We start from the raw sequence: 20,630 nt of genomic DNA, 5'->3' as shown, positions 1-20,630 counted from the left end.
GACGCTGCGTACGACGCCTACGAAGGGACTGACGTGACACGCAAGACGGTGCGTATCGCCATGAACGGCGTCACCGGGCGCATGGGCTACCGCCAGCACCTGGTCCGCTCCATCCTGGCCATCCGCGAACAGGGCGGCCTCGACCTCGGCGACGGCACCGTGCTGTGGCCGGAACCGATCCTGCTCGGCCGCCGCGAGCACGCGCTGAAGGCGCTCGCCGAGCGGCACGGCCTGGAGCACGTCTCGACGGACGTGGACGCGGTCCTCGCCGACGAGACCGTGGAGATCTACTTCGACGCCCAGGTCACCTCCGCCCGCGAGGAGGCCATCAAGAAGGCCGTCGCCGCCGGCAAGCACATCTACACCGAGAAGCCGACCGCCACCGGCCTCGAGGGCGCCCTGGAACTCGCCCGCCTGGCGAACGAGGCCGGCGTCAAGCACGGCGTCGTCCAGGACAAGCTCTTCCTCCCCGGCCTGCTCAAGCTGAAGCGCCTCATCGACGGCGGCTTCTTCGGCCGGATCCTCTCCGTCCGCGGCGAGTTCGGCTACTGGGTCTTCGAGGGCGACTGGCAGGCCGCCCAGCGCCCGTCCTGGAACTACCGCGCCGAGGACGGCGGCGGCATCGTCGTCGACATGTTCCCGCACTGGGAGTACGTGCTGCACGAGCTGTTCGGCCGCGTGAAGTCCGTCCAGGCCATCGCCACCACCCACATCCCGCAGCGCTGGGACGAGAACGGCAAGCCCTACGACGCCACCGCCGACGACGCGGCCTACGGCATCTTCGAGCTCGAGGGCGGCGCCATCGCCCAGATCAACTCCTCGTGGGCGGTCCGCGTCAACCGCGACGAGCTCGTGGAGTTCCAGGTCGACGGCACGGAGGGCTCCGCCGTCGCCGGGCTGCGCAACTGCCGTGTCCAGCACCGCTCCGCCACCCCCAAGCCGGTCTGGAACCCGGACATCCCCGCCACCGAGGTCTTCCGTGACCAGTGGCAGGAGGTCCCCGACAACCAGGACTTCGACAACGGCTTCAAGGCCCAGTGGGAGCTGTTCCTCCGGCACGTCTACGCCGACGCCCCCTACCACTGGGACCTGCTGGCCGGCGCCCGCGGCGTCCAGCTCGCCGAGCTGGGCCTGAAGTCCTCGGCGGAGGGCCGCCGCCTCGACGTTCCGGAGATCGCGCTGTGACCATCCGACTCCCGGACCCCACGGGCGCCCTGCGGACGTACGAGCCCCGCACGGAGCCCCTCGCCCTCACCCCGGGCGCCCCCTTCACCTCCCGTACGGTCTTCTCCGCGGCGCACGTCGTCGCCGACCCGTACGCCGACGTCACCCCCGACTCGGCCGCCGCCGTCGACTGGGACGCCACCCTCGCCTTCCGCCGCCACCTGTGGTCCCACGGGCTCGGCGTCGCCGAGGCCATGGACACCGCCCAGCGCGGCATGGGCCTGGACTGGGCGGGCGCGGCGGAGCTGATCCGCCGCAGCGCCGCCGAGGCGAAGGCGGTCGGCGGCCGGATCGCCTGCGGCGTCGGCACCGACCAGATCACCTCCGGCACCCTGGCCGAGGTGCGGGCGGCCTACGAGGAGCAGCTCGCCCTCGTCGAGGCCTCCGGCGCCCAGGCCATCCTGATGGCCTCCCGCGCGCTGGCCGCCGCCGCGACCGGCCCCGAGGACTACCTGGAGGTCTACGGCCACCTCCTGCGCCAGGCCTCCGACCCGGTGGTCCTGCACTGGCTGGGCCCGATGTTCGACCCGGCGCTGGAGGGCTACTGGGGCTCCTCCGACCTGGACGCGGCCACGGACACCTTCCTCGAGGTCATCGCCGCGCACCCGGACAAGGTCGACGGCATCAAGGTCTCCCTCCTGGACGCCCAGCGCGAGATCGACCTGCGCCGCCGCCTGCCCGACGGGGTCCGCTGCTACACGGGTGACGACTTCCACTACCCCGAGCTGATCGCGGGCGACGAACAGGGCTTCAGCCACGCCCTGCTCGGCATCTTCGACCCGCTGGGGCCCCTGGCCGCCGAGGCCGTCCGCGTCCTGGACACCGGCGACACGGCAGGCTTCCGCGAGCTGCTGGACCCGACCGTCGAGCTGTCCCGCCACCTCTTCCAGGCGCCCACCCGCTTCTACAAGACGGGTGTGGTCCTCCTCGCCTGGCTGGCGGGCCACCAGGCGCACTTCACGATGGTCGGCGGCCTGCAGTCGGCGCGCTCCCTGCCGCACTTCGCCCGCGCCTACGAACTCGCCGACGGCCTGGGCCTGTTCCCCGACCCGAAGCTGGCCGAGGAGCGGATGAAGACCCTGCTCGCCCTGTACGGAGTGACCCAGTGAGCGATTCCGAGTTGGCGCGCTTCTCCGTCAACCAGATGACGGTGAAGCAGCTGTCGATGCCCGAACTCGTCGACGCCTGCCGCGACCTGGGCGTCGGCAACGTGGGCCTGTGGCGCGAGCCGGTGCAGACGTACGGCCTGGAGAAGACCGCGAAGCTGGTGCGCGACGCGGGCCTGACGGTGACGACGCTGTGCCGCGGCGGCTTCCTCACGGCGATCGACCCGCAGGAGCGGGCCAGGGCGCTGGACGACAACCGCCGGGCCGTCGACGAGGCGGCCACCCTCGGCACGGACACCCTCGTCCTGGTCTCGGGCGGTCTGCCCGCCGGCTCCAAGGACCTGCGCGCCGCCCGCGAGCGCATCGCCGACGCGCTGGCCGAGCTCGGTCCGTACGCGGAGGAGCACGGGGTGAAGCTGGCCATCGAGCCCCTCCACCCCATGTACGCCTCCGACCGCTGTGTGGTCTCCACCCTCGCCCAGGCCCTGGACCTCGCGCAACGCTTCCCCGCCCACCAGGTCGGCGTGACCGTGGACACGTACCACATCTGGTGGGACGACGCGGCGCCCGAGCAGATCGCCCGGGCGGGCGCGGGCGGCCGTATCCACACCTTCCAGCTCGCCGACTGGACCACCCCCCTGCCGGCGGGCGTCCTCAACGGCCGCGGCCAGATCGGCGACGGCTCGATCGACATGCGGGAGTGGCAGGGCTACGTGGAGGCGGCCGGTTACACCGGCGCCATCGAAGTGGAACTGTTCAACGACGCGTTGTGGGCCCGCGACGGACGGGAGGTGCTCGCGGAGACCGCCCGGAGGTTCGTGGAGAACCTGAACCTGTGAGCGACGGCTCCGGGCCACTCGTGCGGTCCGCCGGGCGCCGGGCACTTCCGCGCCCGGCGGACCCGCTGCCTCACCGCTCCCTGTCCGCCGCAACGATGCCCACGCATCCCTCCAGCGCCGCGTGCAGCGACGGTAGGAACGCGGCGAGTCGGGTGTCCGACGACCTGCGCTGCCGTACCGCACCGAAGCCTCGGCGGTCGGCGGGTGCCGCCGGACGGCCGTGCACCGCGGACGACCGTCACCAGGACGGCCGCGACCTCAGGGCGTGAGCATCGGCCGGTTTCCTCGAGGACAGCCCCTTCACTCGGCCCTCGTCCTCACCGGCATCGGGCCTCTTTCACGCAGAGCACACCGCAGCCTCCGGCGGCATCACCGAGGTGGTTCGCTCACAGGTGTCCGAGCCCGTTCGCTCACCCTGGCCCTGGCGGCCTCGGGAGTGGTGCGGGTGCCGTCACAGCCGGTCGAGACCCTGATCGCCCTCTCGATCGCGGTGTCCGCGGTCCATGCGACACGGCCGCTGGTGGCACGCGGCGAGGTGCTCATCGCCGCCGGTTTCGGCCTCGTCCACGGCCTGGCGTTCGCCTCGCTCATCGGCGACCTCGGCCTCGGCCGCGGGTCGCTCGTGACCACGCTGCTCGGCTTCAACCTGGGCATCGGACTGACGCAGCTGCTCGTCGTCGCCCTGATGATGCCGTCGCTGCTCGTCCTGGCCCGCACCGCCCTGTATCCGGCGTTCCGCGTCGGGGGGGCGTCATCGGCCTCGTCTTCTCGGTGTCCTGGATGCTGGAGCGAGCCGGTCCGACCTCCGGCGACCCGTTCGAGGGCGTCCAGACACGGCTGGTCGCACACCCCCTGCTCGTCGCCGGGACGCTCGCGGCATGCGCCGCCGCCGCCCGCCTCCGGGGCCCGGTGGCCGCGAGGTCCGACCGCCACGGCCGGCAGGTGCCGGCCGTGGGCCCGGCCGTCGCCAGGACGCGTGCGACGACGGCCTCGCTGACGGGGTCGTCCACCAGACGTGCCTCGGAGCAGCCGCCCCAGCCGTGGACCTGGACCCGGGCCGACACGGACGCCTGTCTGCCATGGACCGGCCTCGCTGGAGCAAGTGGCCGTCGGGGGAAGGGGTGTGGACGCTACGTCATGGGCGGCACCGCTCCCCCCGCCACGGCCAGGCGGCAGGCCCGCGCGTACCCCCGCACCAGCGGGCGGTCCTCGTCCTCGCGGCGCCAGGCCAGGACGTAGCGGCTGGGGGCGACGCCGTGGACCGGGCGGGTGGTCACGCCGCCGAGGGTGAGCAGCGGCACGTTGCCCGTGGCCACCAGGCAGACGCCCAGGCCGGCGACGAGCGCCTCGTACGTCTCCTCGGTGCCGGCGATCTCGGCGCCGATGCGGGGCGGGCGGCCGTCGCGGGCGTCCAGGGCGAGCCAGTGGTCGCGGAGGGGGCCGGAGCTCTCGGGGAGGGCCAGGAACGGCTCGTCCAGCAGGTCGGTGAAGTCGATCTCGGCACGGGCGGCCAGGGGGTGGGTCTCCGGGAGGGCGACGTGGACGGCTTCCTCGGCGATCGGGGTCCAGGCGTAGCGGTCCTGGTCGGGCAGCGGCAGCCAGACGAAGGCCACGTCCGACTCACCGCCGGCGAGGCCGGCGCTCGGATCGGACCAGTTGACCTGGCGCAGCCGGACGACGGTCCCCGGGTGCGCGGCCGTGAACCGGGAGCGGATCGCGGGCAGTAAACCGCCGCGGCCCGGGCTGGTGCTCATCCCGACGACCAGCGTGCCGCGCTCCGCCGCCCGCGTCCGCTCCACCACGGCCGTGCCCTGCGCCCAGGCGTCGAGCACCTGCCGGGCGTGCGGCAGCAGCGCCGTGCCCGCCGCCGTCAGCGCCACGCCGTGCCGGTCGCGCCGGAACAGCTCCACGCCCAACTGCCGCTCCAGCGCGCGGATCTGCTTGCTCAACGCGGGCTGCGACACGTACAGCCGCTCGGCCGCCCGCGTGAAGTGCAGCTCCTCGGCCACGGCGGTGAAGTAGCGCAGGTCCCGGACATGGACGTCGGTCGTCATGGCCATCGGTTATCACCGTGGGTCTTGGACGGGCAACCGCCTTTTCCCACAGGCTGGTCGCACAGAGATCGACAACTGATCGACCGATGGGGAGTGGTCATGGACAAGGTGTGGCTGATCACGGGCGCGAGCAGCGGCTTCGGGCGGGCGATCGCCGAGGCGGCGCTGGCCGAGGGCGATGTGGTGATCGGCGCGGCCCGGCGGACCGAGGGGCTGGCGGACCTGGTGGCCGCCCACCCCGACCAGGTGGAGGCGCTGTCGCTGGACGTCGCCGACACGGCCGCCGCGGAGGCCGCCGTACGGGATGTCGTGGCGCGGCACGGGCGGATCGACGTGCTCGTCAACAACGCGGGCCGGACGCACGTCGGGGCCTTCGAGGAGACCACGGAAGCCGAGCTGCGGGCCCTGTTCGACGTGCACGTCTTCGGGCCGGCCGCGCTCACCCGCGCCGTGCTGCCGTCCATGCGGGAACGGCGCTCGGGCGCGATCGTGCAGATGAGCAGCATGGGTGGGCAGATGTCGTTCGCGGGCTTCTCGGCGTACAGCGGGACCAAGTTCGCGCTGGAGGGTCTGAGCGAGGGCCTCGCCGACGAGGTGCGGGAGTTCGGGATCAAGGTGCTGATCGTGGAGCCGGGCGCCTTCCGCACCGGGCTGTTCGAGACCGGCCGGGCCGGCGCCAGCGCCGACAGCGGGGTGTACGGCAAGGTGAGCGACACCCGCGGCGTCGTCTCCGGCGGTGACGGCAGCCAGCCCGGCGACCCGGCGAAGGCCGCCGCGCTCATCCTCGCCGCCCTCGAGGCGGAGGAGACCCCGCTGCGCCTGCCGCTCGGCGACGACGGCGTCACGGCCGTCCTCGGCCATCTGGACGCCGTACGGGCCGACATCGCGCCCTGGGAGAAGCGGGCGCGGGACACGGCGTTCGACGACTGACGCCCGGACGACGACCGGCGCGTCCCCCTCGGACCCGTCATGGTCCTCCTCGGACCCGCCCCGGTCCCCCCCGGCCCGCCCTGGTCTCCCTCCGCCCCGTCCTGCCCGTCCCGGTGTCATGTGTTCGTCGGCGAGCGGCGGATGGACGTCGATCCCGGTGTCATCGAGGAGCTTCGCCTCGGTGACCCGGCCGTCGGGGAACGCGCGCAGCCGCCAGCCCGGCCTCCCGTTCCTCGCGCGGCACCAGTGTGGCCCAGGTCACAGGGCCCTAGGTGGATTGCCCCGTGAGGTCGGGGACGCGGCCGGGGAGGCGGGCAACTCCCCTGCTGCCCGGCCCGCCTGACCGGCCGGCATGCCGAGCGCCTCCGCCGGCTCCTCCCGCGCGGGGCCCGCCGTGCCGTCCGCCGGCAGGGCCGGCAGCGGCCGGACTCCGGCGGCCGAGGAGACCGACTTGCCCTCGGCGGCGCCGGACCACCGCGCGGTCAGCCCGTCCACTGCCCGGATCGCCGCATTCACGCCCCCCGTACCGCCCCCGCTCGCGCCGCGCTTACCATGCGCCCAGTCGTACAACAGTTCTGCGTCAGTCAGGAGCACGGTACTCGTGTCCATACCTCCGCCCTCCGGGCCCCAGCAGCCCCAGGACCCGTACCAGCCTCCGCAGCCGCAGGGCCCGTACGCTCCCCACCCGCAGGGGCCGGCTCAGGGTCCGTATCAGGGCCCGGCCCAGGGCCCGGCCCAGGGGCCGCGCCAAGGGCCTCACGGAGGGCCGCCGTACCCGGTGTGGGGGCAGGGCTACCTGCCGCTCAGCCGGCCCGCTCCGGTCAACGGGGTCGCCATCGCCGCGCTCGTCCTCGGCGTGCTGTGCTTCCTGCCGGCCGTGGGGCTGATCCTCGGGATCATCGCGCTTCTGCAGATCCGCAGAGCCGGGGAGCGCGGCAAGGGCATGGCGATCGGCGGCATGGTGCTGTCGTCCCTCGGGCTCGCGCTGTGGGTGGTGATGCTGGCCACCGGCGGCGCCTCCGCCTTCTGGGAGGGGTTCAAGGAGGGCACCGGCAACACCAGCCTCTCGCTCGCCGAGGGCGAGTGCTTCGACGTGCCCGGCGACACCTTCCACGAGGACGTCTACGACGTCGACAAGGTGCCCTGCTCCGGTGAGCACGACGGCGAGGTCTTCGGCACCATCCCGCTCTCCGGCACCAGCTACCCGGGCGACGACTACGTCACGGACACGGCCGAGGACAAGTGCTACCCGCTCCAGGACACCTACGCGATGGACCCCTGGGCGCTGACCGACGAGGTGGACATCTACTACCTCACGCCCACCCGTGACAGCTGGAGCTGGGGCGACCGCGAGATCACCTGCGTCTTCGCCAACACCGACGAGCGCGGCACGCTCACCGGCTCGCTGCGCGCCGACGAGACCACCCTCGACGCCGACCAACTGGCCTTCCTGAAGGCGATGGCCGCCGTCGACGAGGTGCTCTACGAGGAGCCGGAGGAGTACGCCGAGGAGGACCTTCAGGCCAACCAGACCTGGGCGGGCGAGGCCGGGGACGTCACCGGCGAGCAGGCCGAGGCGCTGCGCGGGCACACCTGGCCCGCCGACGCGCAGACGGCGGTCGCCGACCTGGTGAAGGACATGGAGGACGCCGCCGGGGAGTGGGCGAAGGCGGCGGACGCCTCCGACGTGGACGCCTTCTACGAGCACTACGACAACGCCTACGACTACGTCGACGGCGACACAACCGTCACCGCGCGCGAGGCTCTGGGGCTGGCCACCACCCCGCCCACCTACGAGGAGGACTCCGAGAGCGGCAGCGGCAGCGGGGACGCAGGCGGTCTCGATGTGTGATCACGTCCATAGCGGGGAGAAAGTGCCTGGGTAAAGCCCCTCCCCGGGATAAGTCATCACATCGAGTGGTTCTCTGGCCTTTGCTTGCGTGGCACAACCCACGGTTGCCAGGCTGTAGCTGTCTGTACAACCTGATGGGAGCGGCCAGTGACATTCGGTGAGCAGCCGGCGTACCTGCGCGTCGCGGGTGATCTCCGTAAGAAGATCGTCGACGGCTCGCTGCCACCGCACGCCCGCCTCCCGTCCCAGGCGAGGATCCGCGAGGAGTACGGCGTCTCCGACACCGTCGCCCTGGAGGCGCGCAAGGTCCTGATGGCCGAGGGCTTGGTCGAGGGCCGCTCCGGGTCCGGGACGTACGTCCGTGAGCGGCCGGTGCCGCGCCGGATCGCCCGCTCCGGCTACCGCCCGGCCGGCGGTGCCACGCCGTTCCGGCAGGAGCAGGCCGACGCCCGCACGCGCGGCACCTGGGAGTCCAGCAGCGAGCAGACCGAGGCGAGCCGGGCCGTCGCCGATCGGCTCGGCATCCAGCCCGGCGACCGTGTGATGTGCACGAAGTACGTCTTCCGGGAGGCGGGCGAGGCGATGATGCTCTCCACCTCCTGGGAGCCCCTCGCCGTCACCGGCCGCACGCCCGTCATGCTGCCCGAGGAGGGCCCGCTCGGCGGCATGGGCGTCGTCGAGCGCATGCGCGCCATCGACGTCATCGTCGACAACGTCACCGAGGAGGTCGGCGCCCGCCCCGGCCTCGCCGAGGAACTCCTCGCCCTCGGCGGCGTCCCGGGCCACGTCGTCCTGGTCGTCCACCGCACGTTCTACGCGTCGGGCCGTCCGGTGGAGACGGCCGACGTGGTGATCCCGGCGGACCGCTACCGGGTGGCGTACCACCTGCCGGTGAAGTAACCGGGACCCGGCCGGGGTTTCACCCCCGGTGAGGTGAGACCGGGGTTCCTCCCGGGTGAGGTGATACCCGCGCGGCCCCCGCCCCTGGCGCACCGGCTTCCCTGCCCCCGTGGGCGAATGGTTGGCGTTCCGGCTGTCGGTGGGACGGGGGCGTTTCCGCGGGGAGGTGGCGCGTCGCGTGAGACAGCGCACACCCTTCCGGCAGTTGCCCCCGGAAACCGCGCGCCGCGAGGTCGCTCACGCGCCGTCGGAATCCGGTCGATTCCCGTCGTTCCCGCAGGTAGCCCGCCGGATGGCCGGCATGCCGCCGACCGGAGGCGTCGCGCCGCGCGCACGGCGCGTTCGGCCACGTGCGCCCCCTCCGTCTTGGCCGGTTGCGTACCTGTTCGTGAAAAGCCGTGTTCGCTGCGTAAAGGTTAGGCGTACGCTCGGGCATATGCGGATTGCGGTTTCCTTAGAGGGCGGGGCGCGGTGCGGGCCGCGAACGGGAAGCGGAGGGGCGCGATGAACGACAGCACCATCTCTCTGCCCTGGCTCGTCATACGGCAGGACGACAACGGCAACCGGTACCGCGTCGGCCGGTACGCGACGCGGGCCGAGGCCGAGAAGATCGCCGACAGTCTCGACCACCGCGGACACAAGCAGCTCTACTGGGTCGAACGCATCGGCCAGACCGGGGACGCGTCCCGGAACTGACCGACGGGACCGGCCTGCGCCCGTTCCCGTAGGCTCCGGCGCATGACGGAACGGATCGTGGTGGTCGGGGCCGCCCTGCTCGACGGCGACCGCCTGCTCGCCGCGCGCCGGAGCGCGCCCGAGGACCTCGCCGGGCGCTGGGAACTGCCCGGCGGCAAGGTCGAGCCGGGTGAGCGGCCCGAGGAGGCCCTCGTGCGTGAACTGCGCGAGGAACTGGGCGTGACCGCCGAGGCCGTGGAGCGGGTGCCGGGGGAGTGGCCCCTGAGACCGCCGTACGTCCTGCATGTCTGGACCGCCCGCCTGCGCCCCGGCTCGCCGGCCCCCGCGCCCCTGGAGGACCACGACGCCCTGCGCTGGCTCACCCCCGACGAGATCTGGGACGTGGACTGGCTAGACCAGGACGTGCCGGCCGTACGGGAGACGATCACGCGGCTGGGGACGAGAACGCGTTGACCCCCGCCCGGCCTGCGAGTCCGGGTCCCGCACCGAGCCTCCCGCGTCCGACCGGCTTCCGCGCCGACCCCTGCCTCCCCCCGGCTCCCGGCCTCATCGACCGGCTCCTGCCTTCCTCCCGCTCCGGTCTCCGTGCTCGAACCCCCGTTTCCTCCGGCCGTCTTCCGACCCCCTGTATCTGATACGCCGTTGGTGCCACCGTGCCCCCTCCCGTGCGGTACTGGCCCCCGGATATCGGGTATGTGCCCATTAACCCCAAGAAATCGGACATGGGTGTACCTCGCTGGCTCGGGAAGTGATCGGCGTGATCGACACCGAAGGCCACCACGCCGAGTGGACGTTTCCCGCGGAGCCCGGCGCGGTGCGCACCGCCCGCAGCGCGGTGCGGGGACAGTTGCGCGGCTGGGAGCTGGACAGTCTCGGTGATCTCGCGGCCCTGCTGGTCAGCGAACTGGTGACGAACGCCCTGCGGCACGCCACCGGCCCCATCGGCGTCCGCCTGGTCCGCCCCGCCCGTCTGGACGGCGTGCTGCTGGTGGAGGTCTCCGACCCGCTGCCGGACCCGCCGCGCGAGCGCGCCGCCCGGCCCGACGACGAGAGCGGCCGCGGGCTGCAACTGGTGGCCTCCTCCTCGCGCCGCTGGGGAACTCGTCCGGGTGACACCGGCAAGACGGTGTGGTTCGAACTGGGGGTGCCCGAGTGAAACCGCGACCCGGTGGGGGAGGCTGAGGGCCCAGGGGGCGCTGCCCGTCGGGTCTCCCCGGCGACCCGTGCCGGATGGTGTGGTTCGAGGCCGTGTCCGCTGGTTAGAAGACTGGAAGTGTTGTCACGGAACGGTCCGGAAAACGCCTGGACCGTGCTGTGATCGTGAACACCGTGCCGCGCGGCGCCGTAGTGCTGGATACTGCGGGCAGCCGCCACCGGTGACCGGTGCCGGGCGCGGTGAGCTGGAGGGGACGGTTCGCGTGAGCGAGATACCAGCGAAGGCCACGGAGTCCGAGGACCCGTCGGACGGCGCGAGTGCAGATGCCGACGGCCCGGTGGCCGAGGCCGCGGGCGCGCTCGCAGCCGATGCCGGACACGCCCCGCCCGACGTCGCCGAGGGCGGCGAGGGCGAGGTGCCGGCCGGGGACGCCCTGTGGCAGAGCAGTCCGCCCGGCTCGATCTACGACTACATCAAGGTCGCCTCGTTCTCCATCGGCCCCGACGGACTGGTCGACCAGTGGAGCCTGCGTGCCGAACAGATCTTCGGCATTCCCGCCCAGCGGGCCGTCGGCATGGACCCCATCGACGCGTTCATCGATCCGCGCCTGCGCGAACGCGGCCAGCGCAAGATGGCCGAGATCCTCGACGGGCGGGAGTGGACCGGCGTGGTCCCCTTCCGGATGCCCGGCACCGCGGACCGCAGGCGGGGCGAGGACGGCCTCGCCGAGGTGTACGTCATGCCGACGCGCACCCAGGAGGGCGAGAAGGCCGCCGTGTGCATCGTCGTCGACGTCCGCACCCTGCGCAGCATCGAGACCGACCTCGCCGCCTCGCAGGCGATATTCGGTCAATCTCCGTTCGGTTTCCTGCTGATCGACCCCGAACTGCGGGTCCGCCGCGCCAACCAGCGGTTCGCCTCCCTCTTCGGCGGAACCCCCGACGACCACCGCGGCAAGGGCGTCCACGACTACCTGCCCCGGCCCGAGGCCGAGCGGGTCACCGCGGTCCTGCGCCGCGTCCTGCGCACCGGTGACTCCATCACGGACATGCACGTCACGGGCTTCCTGCCGGGTTCCGACGAGCGCCGCCACTGGTCGATCAACCTCTATCGCGTGAACAGCGGCTCCGGCCGCCCGATCGGCATCGCCTGGCTCGGCACCGACATCACCGCCCGCCGCGCCGCCGCCCGCGAGGCCGCCGCCGCACGGCGCAATCTCGCCCTTCTCAACGAGGCGGGCGCCCGCATAGGGAACTCCCTCGACCTGGAGACGACCGCGCGCGAACTCCTCGACGTCGTCGTGCCCGGCTTCTGCGACCTGGCCACCGTCGACCTGTACCAGGGGCTCCTGGTCGGCGACGAGACCCCGCCCGGGCTCGCCGACGGCAGCGCCGAACTGCGCCGCGTCGCCTTCTCGTCCGCCGTCTCCGACGCGCCCTTCGCCGGCACCGGCGCGCCCGTCGCGGTCGGCGCCGTCCACCACTACCCGTTCAACTCGCCCTGCGCGGACGCCCTGCGCACCGCCCGCCCCCAGGCCGTCCCCGGCGAGGAGGGCGGCCTCGTGCAGTCCACGCTCGCCGTCCCGATGGTCGCCCACGACACCGTCGTGGGCCTCGCGCAGTTCTCACGGACGAAGGGCAGTGAGCCGTTCGGGGACCGGGACCGGGATCTGGCGGTGGAACTGGCGGCCCGGGCCGCGGTCTGCATCGACAACGCGCGCCTGTACCGGCGTGAGCACGAACGGGCGTTGATACTGCAGCGGTCGCTGCTGCCGCCCGGCGATCCGGTGGCCTCCGGCCTCGACATCGCCTGCCGCTACCTGCCCGGCAACGTCTCCACCGGCCGCCCCAGCGAGGTCGGCGGCGACTGGTTCGACGTCATCGAACTCCCCGGCCACCGGACGGCCTTGGTGGTGGGGGACGTGATGGGGCGCGGACTGCGCGCCGCGGTCGCCATGGGTGAACTGCGCACGGCGGTACGCACCCTCGCCCTGCTCGACCTCGAACCGGCCGAGGTGCTCTCGGCGTTGGACGAGATCGCGCGCGGGCTCGGCACCCCCGGCGGCGTCCAGCAGGCCACCCGTGCCGCCCGCCGCCCCCGCGAGGCCGACCTGTCCGAGGTGTACCTCGCGACCTGCGTCTACGCCGTCTACGACTCCGTCACCCGACGCTGTACGTTCGCCAACGCGGGCCACCTGCCCCCCGTACTGGTCGAACCCGGGGAGCCGGCCCTGATGCTCGACGTGCCGCCGGGCATGCCGCTCGGCGTGGGCGGGGAGCCCTTCGAGGAGGTGGAGGTCGAACTCCCCGAAGGCGCCCTGCTGGCGCTCTACACGGACGGCCTGGTCGAATCCCGCGACCACCCTCTGGACGAGGGCCTCCAGGCCTTCGTGGGAGCGCTGACCGACCCCTCCAGCCCCCTGGAGGACGTCTGCGACCACGTCCTCAACACCCTCGACACCCACCACGGCGAGGACGACATCGCGTTGTTGATGGCACGTGTCCAGGGCCTGCCCGCCGAGTCCGTCGGCGACTGGACACTGCCGCGCGAGCCGCGCAGCGTGGGCCGGGCCCGTGAGTACGCCCGCGGCCAGCTCCTCAGCTGGGACCTGGAACCGCTCGTCGACACGACCGAGCTGCTCGTCAGCGAGCTGGTGACGAACGCGCTGCGGTACGGCGAGGGCGAGATCAGACTGCGCCTGCTGCTCGACCGCACGCTCGTGTGCGAGGTCTGGGACGCGGGCCTCGTCCAGCCCCGCCGCCGGCGCGCCCGGGACACCGACGAGGGCGGCCGCGGTCTGCAGCTGGTGGGCCTGCTCTCCGCGGCCTGGGGCTCCCGGCGGACCCCGCGCGGGAAGACCGTGTGGTTCGAACTGCCGCTGCCGGACGGGGAGACCGGGCTCACGGACCCGGCGGAGGCGTTGCTGAGCCTGTTCTGACGGGCGGTGCCGCGAAGCCCGCCGGACAGCCGCCCTCGGGATCCTCGGCGGGGACGATGCCGCCGAGGACGGCGCCGGACGTCCCCGCTGTGGCGCTCACGGCGGAGGAGGCGCCCGCCGCGCCGCCCGCCACCCCCGCATACGGGTTCCCCCGCACCCGCACGTCCTGCTCCGCCAGCTCCCGGGCCTCCAGCGCCAGCGTCTCGGCGTGCGGGCGGTCGGCGGGGGCGCCGGTCGCCAGGAGCCGCCGGGCCTCCGCCAGGCGGGTGCGGGGGGTGGCGTCCACCGCGCCCCGGTGGGTCGCGACGAAGTCGTCCGCCGCGGCGGTGGCGGCGCGCGCGGTGAGCAGGGCGGCGGCCGAGAGGACCCCGGACCGGCCCGGGACCAGCGGCGTGGTCGCGCGCACGATCCGGCGCAGGACGCCGACCGGGTCGTACGGCTGCCCGGCGGTCAGTTCACGGCGTACGGCGGCGAGGACGGCGTCGGCGTGGAGCAACCGGGCGAGGGGCTCGCCCCCGGCGCCGGCCGGGCCGCGCACCGCCGCGAGGTCCGCCTCCGCGCCGGTCAGCGCGGCCGGGACCATCGACTCGGCCTCCCGCAGCTCGGCGGCCAGCCGTTCGACGCCCTCGACGAAGACGGCCGCCTGGGCGACGGCACCCTCGGCGGCGCGCAGGTGCCGGGCGGCGTCCCCGGGCCGGCCCAGGTCGGTTGCCTGCCGGGCCAGGTTGAGGCGGACGGTGGCGAAGAGCAGCCGGTCCTTGGCCTGTTCGACGTGCCCGACGACGGGGGCGGTCGCGGTGGTCGCGTAACGCGCGCCCAGCCGGTCGAGCAGCGACTCGGCCGCGCCCGTGCGCACGGTCAGCTCACGGAACCGCGTCTCCGCCACCCCCAGCGCCCCGCCCGCCCCCTGCTCCAGCCCCCGCAGCCGCACGAAGTCGCCGGCCACCGTGTCCAGCCGCCGACCCGCCTCCTCGCACCGTCCGACGATCCCGGCGAGCGTGTGCCGCCGCGCCGCCTCCTCCTCCGGTACGCCCTCGTCGTAGCGCTGCCGCAGCCGGAAGGCGGCCGCCAGTTCGCGCTCCGCGTCCCGCAGCGCACGGCTGAACGGAGCCACCGCCTCCGCACCGGACAGCGCCTCGGCGAAGCCGAGTTCCACGCGGGCGGCGCGCAGCCTGTCGTCGGCCTCGACGAGCAGCTCCCGGGCGCGCTCGTCGAGACCGGCCGGCGGTGGCGCGGCGGGCGGGGATATGCCGGCCCCGCCGGGCGTCGTCCGGCCACGGCTGCGGCGGACGCGGCGCAGGTACCCGTATCCCGCGGCCACCCCCGCCGCGACGAGCAGCGCGAGCGGCAGCACCAGATCCACCGCGGACGTCCCGTTCTCCTCCGGCGCGGCGGACACGGCACGGGTGATCGCAACCGGAACGTCCGTTCCCGTCGTCATCCCCGGCAACAGCAGCCACACGACTCCCGCAGCACCGCCCAGCGCGGCCCGCGCCCACCGCACCGACAGGTGCGCCCCGGCACGCCGCGTCCGGCCTCGGAAGAAGGACGACGTCACATTTCGGAGCGTATGGCCGCCTCTGCGGCCCCGCGACCGGGATACACCCGAGGCGGGGCCCGTGCGACGGAGCGACACGGGAGGGAGAACGGTGATGGACCGCTCGCGGATCGGGGCGCCGGGACCGGCGGGGGAGAGGAACGGGGAGACGGCTTCGGGCACGGACGCGGAGAAGGCGGGGCCGGGGGCGACGCCGGTCGGCGGCGCGGACGTGGCTGCTGAGCAGGAGGAGGCGGCGTCACCCGACCCCGCCCCCGGAGCGGGGAAGGGCCCTGTCCCCGCGGCCGCCGACGGTGCGGACGCCCCGCCCGGGCCGTCCGCACCGGGAGACGGAACCCGCGCCGGTGGAGCGGGCGGGCAGGACGGCGGCGGCGACACGGCCGGGGAACCGGTGGTGCCGAAGCCTGCGCGGAGCCGTCGGCGTCGGGTGCGGCGGGTTCTCCTCGGGCTCGTCCTGCTTCTCGTCCTCCCGCCGCTCGCCGCGGCCACCGCCCTGTGCGCGAACTACACGGGTGACCCTGCCGACAGCGCCCGCACCCGCGGCAAGGACGCCATCTGGCTCGGGCACGCCTGGGTCGACGGGCGGAAGAAGGACGCGGACGTCAGCGCCCTGGCCGCCCGGCTGAAGGGGACCGGGATACGCGATCTGTACGTCCACGCCGGTCCCCTGGAACACGACGGCACGCTCCCCGGGTCGGCCTACGCCAACGCCCCCTGGTTCATCGACGCCGTGCACCGCGAGATGCCCGGGATCAGGGTCCACGCCTGGCTCGGTGACGTGCTCGCCAGTGAGGGACCGCGCGGCATGCGGCTGGAGCGCGCGCGGACGCGGGCCGCCGTGGTGCGCTCGACCCGCGAGATCCTCGCCGCCGGCTTCGAGGGCGCCCACTTCGACCTGGAGCCGCTGCACTCCGGCGACCGGGACTACCTCACCCTCCTCGACGCCCTGCACCGCGTGACCGCCGCCGAGGACGCCCCGCTCTCCGTCGCCGCCCACCAGATAGACCCGCTGCCCGCCCTGCACTCCGTCGCCGGCTCCCTCACCGGCCACCCCAAGTGGTGGTCGCAGGAGTTCTTCGGCCAGGTCGCCCGCCGCGTCGACCAGATCGCCGTCATGTCCTACGACACCGCCATGCCGCTGGAGAGCATGTACGGCGGCTATGTCGCCCAGCAGACCTCCCTCGCCCTGGAGGTCACCCCGCCCACCACCGATCTGCTGATGGGCCTGCCCTTCTTCCACGAGAGCGACATCGGCCACCACGAGTCCGCCGAGACGGTCTCCGCCGCCGTCCGGGGCGTCCGCCTCGGCCTGTCCCGCACGGACGCCGACCGCGCCGACTTCGGCGTCGCGCTGTACGTCGACTTCGCGGCGAAGGAGGCGGACTGGGCGGCGTACCGGAAGGACTGGGTCCGCTGAAACCCGGCTGCGGCCGACGCGACCGGGTGCGACGAACCGGCGCATGACCGCGACCGGCGCCCCCTGACCCGCGGCGACCCGCGGCGACCCGCGTCCCCTCGCCCCCGGCGATCTCACCCCGCTCGCCCGGGCGGTGACCGGCCCGCACCGCACCCGGCCGGCGTCGTCCTGCTGCGCGGCGGCAGCGGCCGGCCACCCGCCTGTCCCTGGTGTCCGGCGTCCGGTCCCCTCCGCCTCCTGGTCGGCGGCTTCCCGGACCCGGAGCCGACGCGCGCCGTCGCGGAGGCCGGCCCGCGCAGGGCCCTGACCCTGGTCGGCGGCCCCCTGCCCGGGAGGTGGGGCCCGGGGTGGCTCAGGCGCGCCGCCGGATCTTGTCGCCGAGCCACACGAGCGGGTCGTACTTGCGGTCCACGGCCCGCTCCTTCAAGGGGATCAGCGCGTTGTCCGTGATCCTGATGCCCTCGGGGCAGACCTCCGTGCAGCACTTGGTGATGTTGCAGTAGCCGAGACCGTGCTCGTCCTGGGCGGTGCGCTTGCGGTCCAGGCCGGTCTCGTCCGCCGCGTCCAGCGGGTGCATGTCCAGCTCCGCGATCCGCATCAGGAAGCGCGGGCCGGCGAAGGCCTGCTTGTTCTCCTCGTGGTCACGGACCACATGGCAGGTGTCCTGGCACAGGAAGCACTCGATGCACTTGCGGAACTCCTGCGGCCGGTCCACGTCCTCCTGGAACATGCGGTACTCGCCCGGCCCCACCCCCGCGGGCGGGACGAACGCGGGGATCTCCCTGGCCTTCCGGTAGTTGTAGCCGACGTCCGTCACCAGGTCGCGGATGACCGGGAAGGCGCGCAGGGGCGTGACGGTGATCGTCTCCTCCCGGTCGAACACCGACATGCGGGTCATGCACATCAGCCGGGGCCGCCCGTTGATCTCCGCCGAGCACGATCCGCACTTGCCCGCCTTGCAGTTCCAGCGGACGGCGAGGTCGGGAGCCTGGGTCGCCTGGAGGCGGTGGATGATGTCCAGGACGACCTCGCCGTCGTTGACCTCGACCGCGAAGTCCTCCAGGCCGCCGCCCTGCGTGTCGCCCCGCCACACCTTGAAGCGGGCCTCGTAGCTGCTCACTCGTACAGCTCCTCTTCGGCGAGGTACTTGACCAGCTCCTCCTTCGCGAAGAGGGCGAGCAGGTCCGGGCGGATGGGGTCGGTGGTCTCCCGGGTGAGGGTGATCTGCCCGTGCGTCGGGTCGGTGGCCGCCAGGCCGCCCGTCGGGTCGGTCAGCCGGCACAGCAGGTTCACGTTGCGCCAGGCGCGGTCCATCGTCGGGTGGTCCTCGCGGGTGTGGCCGCCGCGCGACTCGGTGCGCTCCAGCGCGGCCCGCGCCACGCACTCGCTGACCAGCAGCATGTTCCGCAGGTCCAGGGCGAGGTGCCAGCCGGGGTTGAACTGGCGGTGGCCCTCCACCCCGGCCCGCCGGGCCCGGACGCGCAGCTCGGCGAGCTTCTTCAGGGCCTGGACCATCTCGCCGTCCCGGCGGATGATGCCGACCAGGTCGTTCATGGCCTGCTGGAGTTCCTGGTGCAGGGTGTACGGGTTCTCCGCCGGCGCCCCGGACGGTTCCCCGCTCCCGCTCTCCGCCGAGAAGGGGCGCAGCGCCTCCGCGGCGGCCGTGTCGACCTCGGTGTCGTCGACGGCCGGCCGGACGGCCAGGGCCGCCGCGTACTCGGCCGCGTGCCAGCCCGCCCGGCGGCCGAAGACCAGCAGGTCGGAGAGGGAGTTGCCGCCGAGCCGGTTGGAGCCGTGCATGCCGCCGGCGACCTCGCCGGCCGCGTACAGCCCCGGCACCCCGCGCGCGGCGGCCGTGTCGGAGTCGACGGCGATGCCGCCCATCACGTAGTGGCAGGTCGGCCCGACCTCCATCGCCTCCGCGGTGATGTCGACGTCCGCCAGCTCCTTGAACTGGTGGTACATCGACGGCAGCCGGCGCTTGATGACCTCGGCGGGCATCCGCGTCGACACGTCCAGGAAGACGCCGCCGTGCGGGGAGCCGCGGCCCGCCTTCACCTCGGCGTTGATGGCGCGGGCGACCTCGTCCCGCGGCAGCAGCTCCGGTGGACGCCGGTTGTCGTCCGGGTCGTCGTACCAGCGGTCGGCCTCGTCCTCGGACTCGGCGTACTTGTCCTTGAAGACGTCGGGGATGTAGTCGAACATGAACCGCTTGCCCTCGGAGTTCCTGAGCACCCCGCCGTCACCGCGCACGGACTCGGTGACGAGGATGCCCTTGACCGACGGCGGCCAGACCATGCCGGTCGGGTGGAACTGCACGAACTCCATGTTCAGCAGGGGTGCCCCGGCGAGCAGGGCGAGGGCGTGGCCGTCGCCCGTGTACTCCCACGAGTTCGACGTCACCTTGAACGACTTGCCGATGCCGCCGGTCGCGATCACCACGGCGGGGGCCTCGAGGACGAAGAAGCGGCCGGTCTCGCGGTCGTAGGCGAAGACCCCGGAGACCCGCCCCGGGCCCGTGGCGGAGTCGCCGTCGGGCCCGGTCTTCAGGACCCGGGTGACCGTGCACTCCTGGAACACCTTCAGCCGGGACTCGTAGTCGCCGGTCTCGCGGTGGTCCTCCTGCTGGAGCGCGACGATCTTCTGCTGGAGGGTGCGGATCAGCTCCAGGCCCGTACGGTCGCCGACGTGCGCGAGCCTCGGGTACTCATGGCCGCCGAAGTTGCGCTGGGAGATCCGGCCGTCCGCGGTGCGGTCGAACAGGGCGCCCCAGGTCTCCAGCTCCCACACCCGGTCGGGAGCCTCCTGCGCGTGCAGCTCGGCCATCCGCCACTGGTTGAGGAACTTCCCGCCGCGCATGGTGTCGCGGAAGTGCACCTGCCAGTTGTCGTGCTCGTTGGCGTTGGCCATCGCCGCCGCGATGCCGCCCTCGGCCATCACGGTGTGCGCCTTGCCGAACAGCGACTTGCAGATCACGGCCGTACGGGCGCCCCGCTCGCGCGCCTCGATGGCGGCCCGCAGGCCGGCGCCACCGGCCCCGACCACGACGACGTCCCACTCCTGACGGTCGACCACGGACATCACAAGGCCCCACTCATCTAGAAGAAGCGCGGATCGTCGAAGGCGCCGGACGCGACCAGGTAGACGTAGAAGTCGGCGAGCGCCACGCTCACCAGCGACGCCCAGGCGAGCTGCATGTGCCGGGCGTTCAGCTTCCCGGCCCACTGCCACATCCGGTAGCGCACGGGATGCTTCGAGAAGTGCCTGAGCTTGCCGCCGACGATGTGCCGGCAGGAGTGGCAGGAGAGCGTGTACGCCCAGATCAGCACGATGTTGACCAGGAAGACGAGCGTGCCGAGGCCCATGTGGCCCCACGCGTAGTGCTCGTCGCGGAAGGCGAGCACGGTGTCGTAGGTCAGGATCCCGGCGACCGGGATCGCCGCGTAGAAGAAGTACCGGTGGACGTTCTGCAGGACGAGCGGGAAGCGGGTCTCACCGGTGTACTTCCGGTGCGGCTCGGCCACGGCGCAGGCCGGCGGGGACGCCCAGAAGCCCCGGTAGTAGGCCTTGCGGTAGTAGTAGCAGGTCAGGCGGAAGCCGAGCGGGAAGATCAGGATGATGACCGCGGGCGAGATGCCCCACCAGCTGCCGAAGATCTCCCAGTTGGGGCCCGCGCGCATCGGCGCGCAGTTCTCCGCCAGGCAGGGCGAGTAGAACGGCGAGACGTACGGCGCCGCGTAGTAGTCCGCGTTCGCGAAGGCCCGCCAGGTCGAGTACACGATGAAGGCCAGCAGCCCGGCGGCGGTGACCGCGGGGGCCAGCCACCAGCGGTCGGTGCGCAGGTGGGGCGCGGTGATCGCGGCGCGCGTGGCGGTGCGCACGCCGCGGGACGGAGTGGGTTCGGTGGCGGGCGGTTCCGTACCAGTGGCCAATTCACGACTCCGGTCGGCTCGGGACTCC

18 protein-coding genes are annotated in these 20,630 nt (G+C 73.3%); 12 read left to right on the top strand and 6 right to left on the bottom strand.

The window, feature by feature from the left end; all coding sequences use genetic code 11:
- The first annotated feature begins 33 nt into the window (after nt 1–33).
- From ACIBBD_RS15485 to ACIBBD_RS15470, 4 genes are all read left to right on the top strand, one after another.
- Nucleotides 34–1,185, top strand: coding sequence for a Gfo/Idh/MocA family protein (locus tag ACIBBD_RS15485; RefSeq protein WP_399419896.1), 1,152 nt, complete (start codon nt 34–36; stop codon nt 1,183–1,185).
- Complete coding sequence (locus ACIBBD_RS15480; RefSeq protein WP_399419895.1) at nt 1,182–2,333, top strand: dihydrodipicolinate synthase family protein; 1,152 nt, start codon at nt 1,182–1,184, stop codon at nt 2,331–2,333. Before ACIBBD_RS15485 ends, ACIBBD_RS15480 begins: the two co-directional genes overlap by 4 nt.
- 35 nt (nt 2,334–2,368) lie before the next feature.
- Nucleotides 2,369–3,169 (top strand): sugar phosphate isomerase/epimerase family protein, encoded by an 801-nt coding sequence (locus ACIBBD_RS15475; RefSeq protein WP_399420122.1) that lies wholly within the window; start codon nt 2,369–2,371, stop codon nt 3,167–3,169.
- 220 nt (nt 3,170–3,389) lie between these two features.
- Nucleotides 3,390–4,166 carry a HupE/UreJ family protein gene (locus ACIBBD_RS15470; protein WP_399419894.1) on the top strand — a complete coding sequence of 259 codons (777 nt, stop codon included), beginning with the start codon at nt 3,390–3,392 and terminating at the stop codon, nt 4,164–4,166.
- 133 nt (nt 4,167–4,299) lie between these two features.
- Here ACIBBD_RS15470 and ACIBBD_RS15465 read toward each other — a convergent pair whose 3' ends face one another.
- Nucleotides 4,300–5,223 (bottom strand): LysR family transcriptional regulator, encoded by a 924-nt coding sequence (locus ACIBBD_RS15465; protein WP_399420121.1) that lies wholly within the window; start codon nt 5,221–5,223, stop codon nt 4,300–4,302.
- Between the two features lie 99 nt (nt 5,224–5,322).
- On the opposite strand from ACIBBD_RS15465, the gene ACIBBD_RS15460 reads away from it, so the two are divergent.
- Nucleotides 5,323–6,153 carry an oxidoreductase gene (locus ACIBBD_RS15460; RefSeq protein ID WP_399419893.1) on the top strand — a complete coding sequence of 277 codons (831 nt, stop codon included), beginning with the start codon at nt 5,323–5,325 and terminating at the stop codon, nt 6,151–6,153.
- A 258-nt stretch (nt 6,154–6,411) separates the two neighbouring features.
- Here the strand turns inward: ACIBBD_RS15460 and ACIBBD_RS15455 are convergent, their stop codons facing one another.
- Entirely contained in the window at nt 6,412–6,669 is a 258-nt protein-coding gene (locus ACIBBD_RS15455; RefSeq protein ID WP_399419892.1) for a hypothetical protein, read from the bottom strand.
- 85 nt (nt 6,670–6,754) lie between these two features.
- On the opposite strand from ACIBBD_RS15455, the gene ACIBBD_RS15450 reads away from it, so the two are divergent.
- The 6 genes from ACIBBD_RS15450 (at nt 6,755) to ACIBBD_RS15425 (ending at nt 13,695) form a co-directional block, all read left to right on the top strand.
- A complete protein-coding gene (locus ACIBBD_RS15450; protein WP_399419891.1) occupies nt 6,755–8,005 on the top strand; it encodes a DUF4190 domain-containing protein in 1,251 nt (416 codons plus the stop codon).
- A 147-nt stretch (nt 8,006–8,152) separates the two neighbouring features.
- Nucleotides 8,153–8,905 carry a GntR family transcriptional regulator gene (locus ACIBBD_RS15445; protein WP_399419890.1) on the top strand — a complete coding sequence of 251 codons (753 nt, stop codon included), beginning with the start codon at nt 8,153–8,155 and terminating at the stop codon, nt 8,903–8,905.
- A gap of 504 nt (nt 8,906–9,409) precedes the next feature.
- The gene (locus ACIBBD_RS15440) at nt 9,410–9,601 is read left to right on the top strand and encodes an SPOR domain-containing protein (protein WP_399419889.1); all 192 of its coding nucleotides are present in this window, start codon (nt 9,410–9,412) and stop codon (nt 9,599–9,601) included.
- A gap of 42 nt (nt 9,602–9,643) precedes the next feature.
- Nucleotides 9,644–10,054: a (deoxy)nucleoside triphosphate pyrophosphohydrolase gene (locus ACIBBD_RS15435; protein ID WP_399419888.1), complete on the top strand. Its 411-nt coding sequence runs from the start codon at nt 9,644–9,646 to the stop codon at nt 10,052–10,054.
- 295 nt (nt 10,055–10,349) lie between these two features.
- A complete protein-coding gene (locus tag ACIBBD_RS15430; RefSeq protein WP_399419887.1) occupies nt 10,350–10,757 on the top strand; it encodes an ATP-binding protein in 408 nt (135 codons plus the stop codon).
- Between the two features lie 262 nt (nt 10,758–11,019).
- A complete protein-coding gene (locus ACIBBD_RS15425; protein ID WP_399419886.1) occupies nt 11,020–13,695 on the top strand; it encodes a SpoIIE family protein phosphatase in 2,676 nt (891 codons plus the stop codon).
- Here the strand turns inward: ACIBBD_RS15425 and ACIBBD_RS15420 are convergent.
- Complete coding sequence (locus ACIBBD_RS15420; protein WP_399419885.1) at nt 13,658–15,253, bottom strand: hypothetical protein; 1,596 nt, start codon at nt 15,251–15,253, stop codon at nt 13,658–13,660. The two genes, ACIBBD_RS15425 and ACIBBD_RS15420, sit on opposite strands and share 38 nt — an antisense overlap.
- A gap of 94 nt (nt 15,254–15,347) precedes the next feature.
- Here ACIBBD_RS15420 and ACIBBD_RS15415 point away from each other — a divergent pair, with 94 nt between their 5' ends.
- Nucleotides 15,348–16,670, top strand: a complete 1,323-nt coding sequence (locus ACIBBD_RS15415; RefSeq protein WP_399419884.1) for a hypothetical protein — start codon at nt 15,348–15,350, stop codon at nt 16,668–16,670.
- A 352-nt stretch (nt 16,671–17,022) separates the two neighbouring features.
- Here the strand turns inward: ACIBBD_RS15415 and ACIBBD_RS15410 are convergent, their stop codons facing one another.
- The 3 genes from ACIBBD_RS15410 to ACIBBD_RS15400 are packed head-to-tail and all read right to left on the bottom strand — an operon-like array spanning nt 17,023 to nt 20,602.
- On the bottom strand, nt 17,023–17,790 hold the full coding sequence (locus tag ACIBBD_RS15410) for a succinate dehydrogenase/fumarate reductase iron-sulfur subunit (protein WP_399419883.1): 768 nt from the start codon (nt 17,788–17,790) through the stop codon (nt 17,023–17,025).
- On the bottom strand, nt 17,787–19,751 hold the full coding sequence (locus tag ACIBBD_RS15405) for a fumarate reductase/succinate dehydrogenase flavoprotein subunit (protein WP_399419882.1): 1,965 nt from the start codon (nt 19,749–19,751) through the stop codon (nt 17,787–17,789). The genes ACIBBD_RS15410 and ACIBBD_RS15405 overlap by 4 nt, the downstream gene beginning before the upstream one ends.
- A 17-nt stretch (nt 19,752–19,768) precedes the next feature.
- Nucleotides 19,769–20,602 (bottom strand): hypothetical protein, encoded by an 834-nt coding sequence (locus tag ACIBBD_RS15400; RefSeq protein ID WP_399419881.1) that lies wholly within the window; start codon nt 20,600–20,602, stop codon nt 19,769–19,771.
- Nucleotides 20,603–20,630: the final 28 nt, after the last annotated feature.

The sequence above is a fragment of the Streptomyces sp. NPDC051315 genome (genome assembly GCF_044455165.1).
In the GTDB taxonomy this organism is placed as follows: Bacteria; Actinomycetota; Actinomycetes; order Streptomycetales; family Streptomycetaceae; genus Streptomyces.
This window is presented reverse-complemented; position numbering and strand designations above follow the sequence as displayed.

Excerpts from the sequence above, each read along its gene's own strand:
- ACIBBD_RS15415 (WP_399419884.1), top strand. The coding sequence starts at position 15,348 with ATGGACCGCTCGCGGATCGGGGCGCCGGGACCGGCGGGGGAGAGGAAC.
- ACIBBD_RS15405 (WP_399419882.1), bottom strand. The coding sequence starts at position 19,751 with ATGTCCGTGGTCGACCGTCAGGAGTGGGACGTCGTCGTGGTCGGGGCC.
- ACIBBD_RS15475 (WP_399420122.1), top strand. The coding sequence starts at position 2,369 with ATGACGGTGAAGCAGCTGTCGATGCCCGAACTCGTCGACGCCTGCCGC.
- ACIBBD_RS15460 (WP_399419893.1), top strand. The coding sequence starts at position 5,323 with ATGGACAAGGTGTGGCTGATCACGGGCGCGAGCAGCGGCTTCGGGCGG.
- ACIBBD_RS15440 (WP_399419889.1), top strand. The coding sequence starts at position 9,410 with ATGAACGACAGCACCATCTCTCTGCCCTGGCTCGTCATACGGCAGGAC.
- ACIBBD_RS15435 (WP_399419888.1), top strand. The coding sequence starts at position 9,644 with ATGACGGAACGGATCGTGGTGGTCGGGGCCGCCCTGCTCGACGGCGAC.
- ACIBBD_RS15465 (WP_399420121.1), bottom strand. The coding sequence starts at position 5,223 with ATGACGACCGACGTCCATGTCCGGGACCTGCGCTACTTCACCGCCGTG.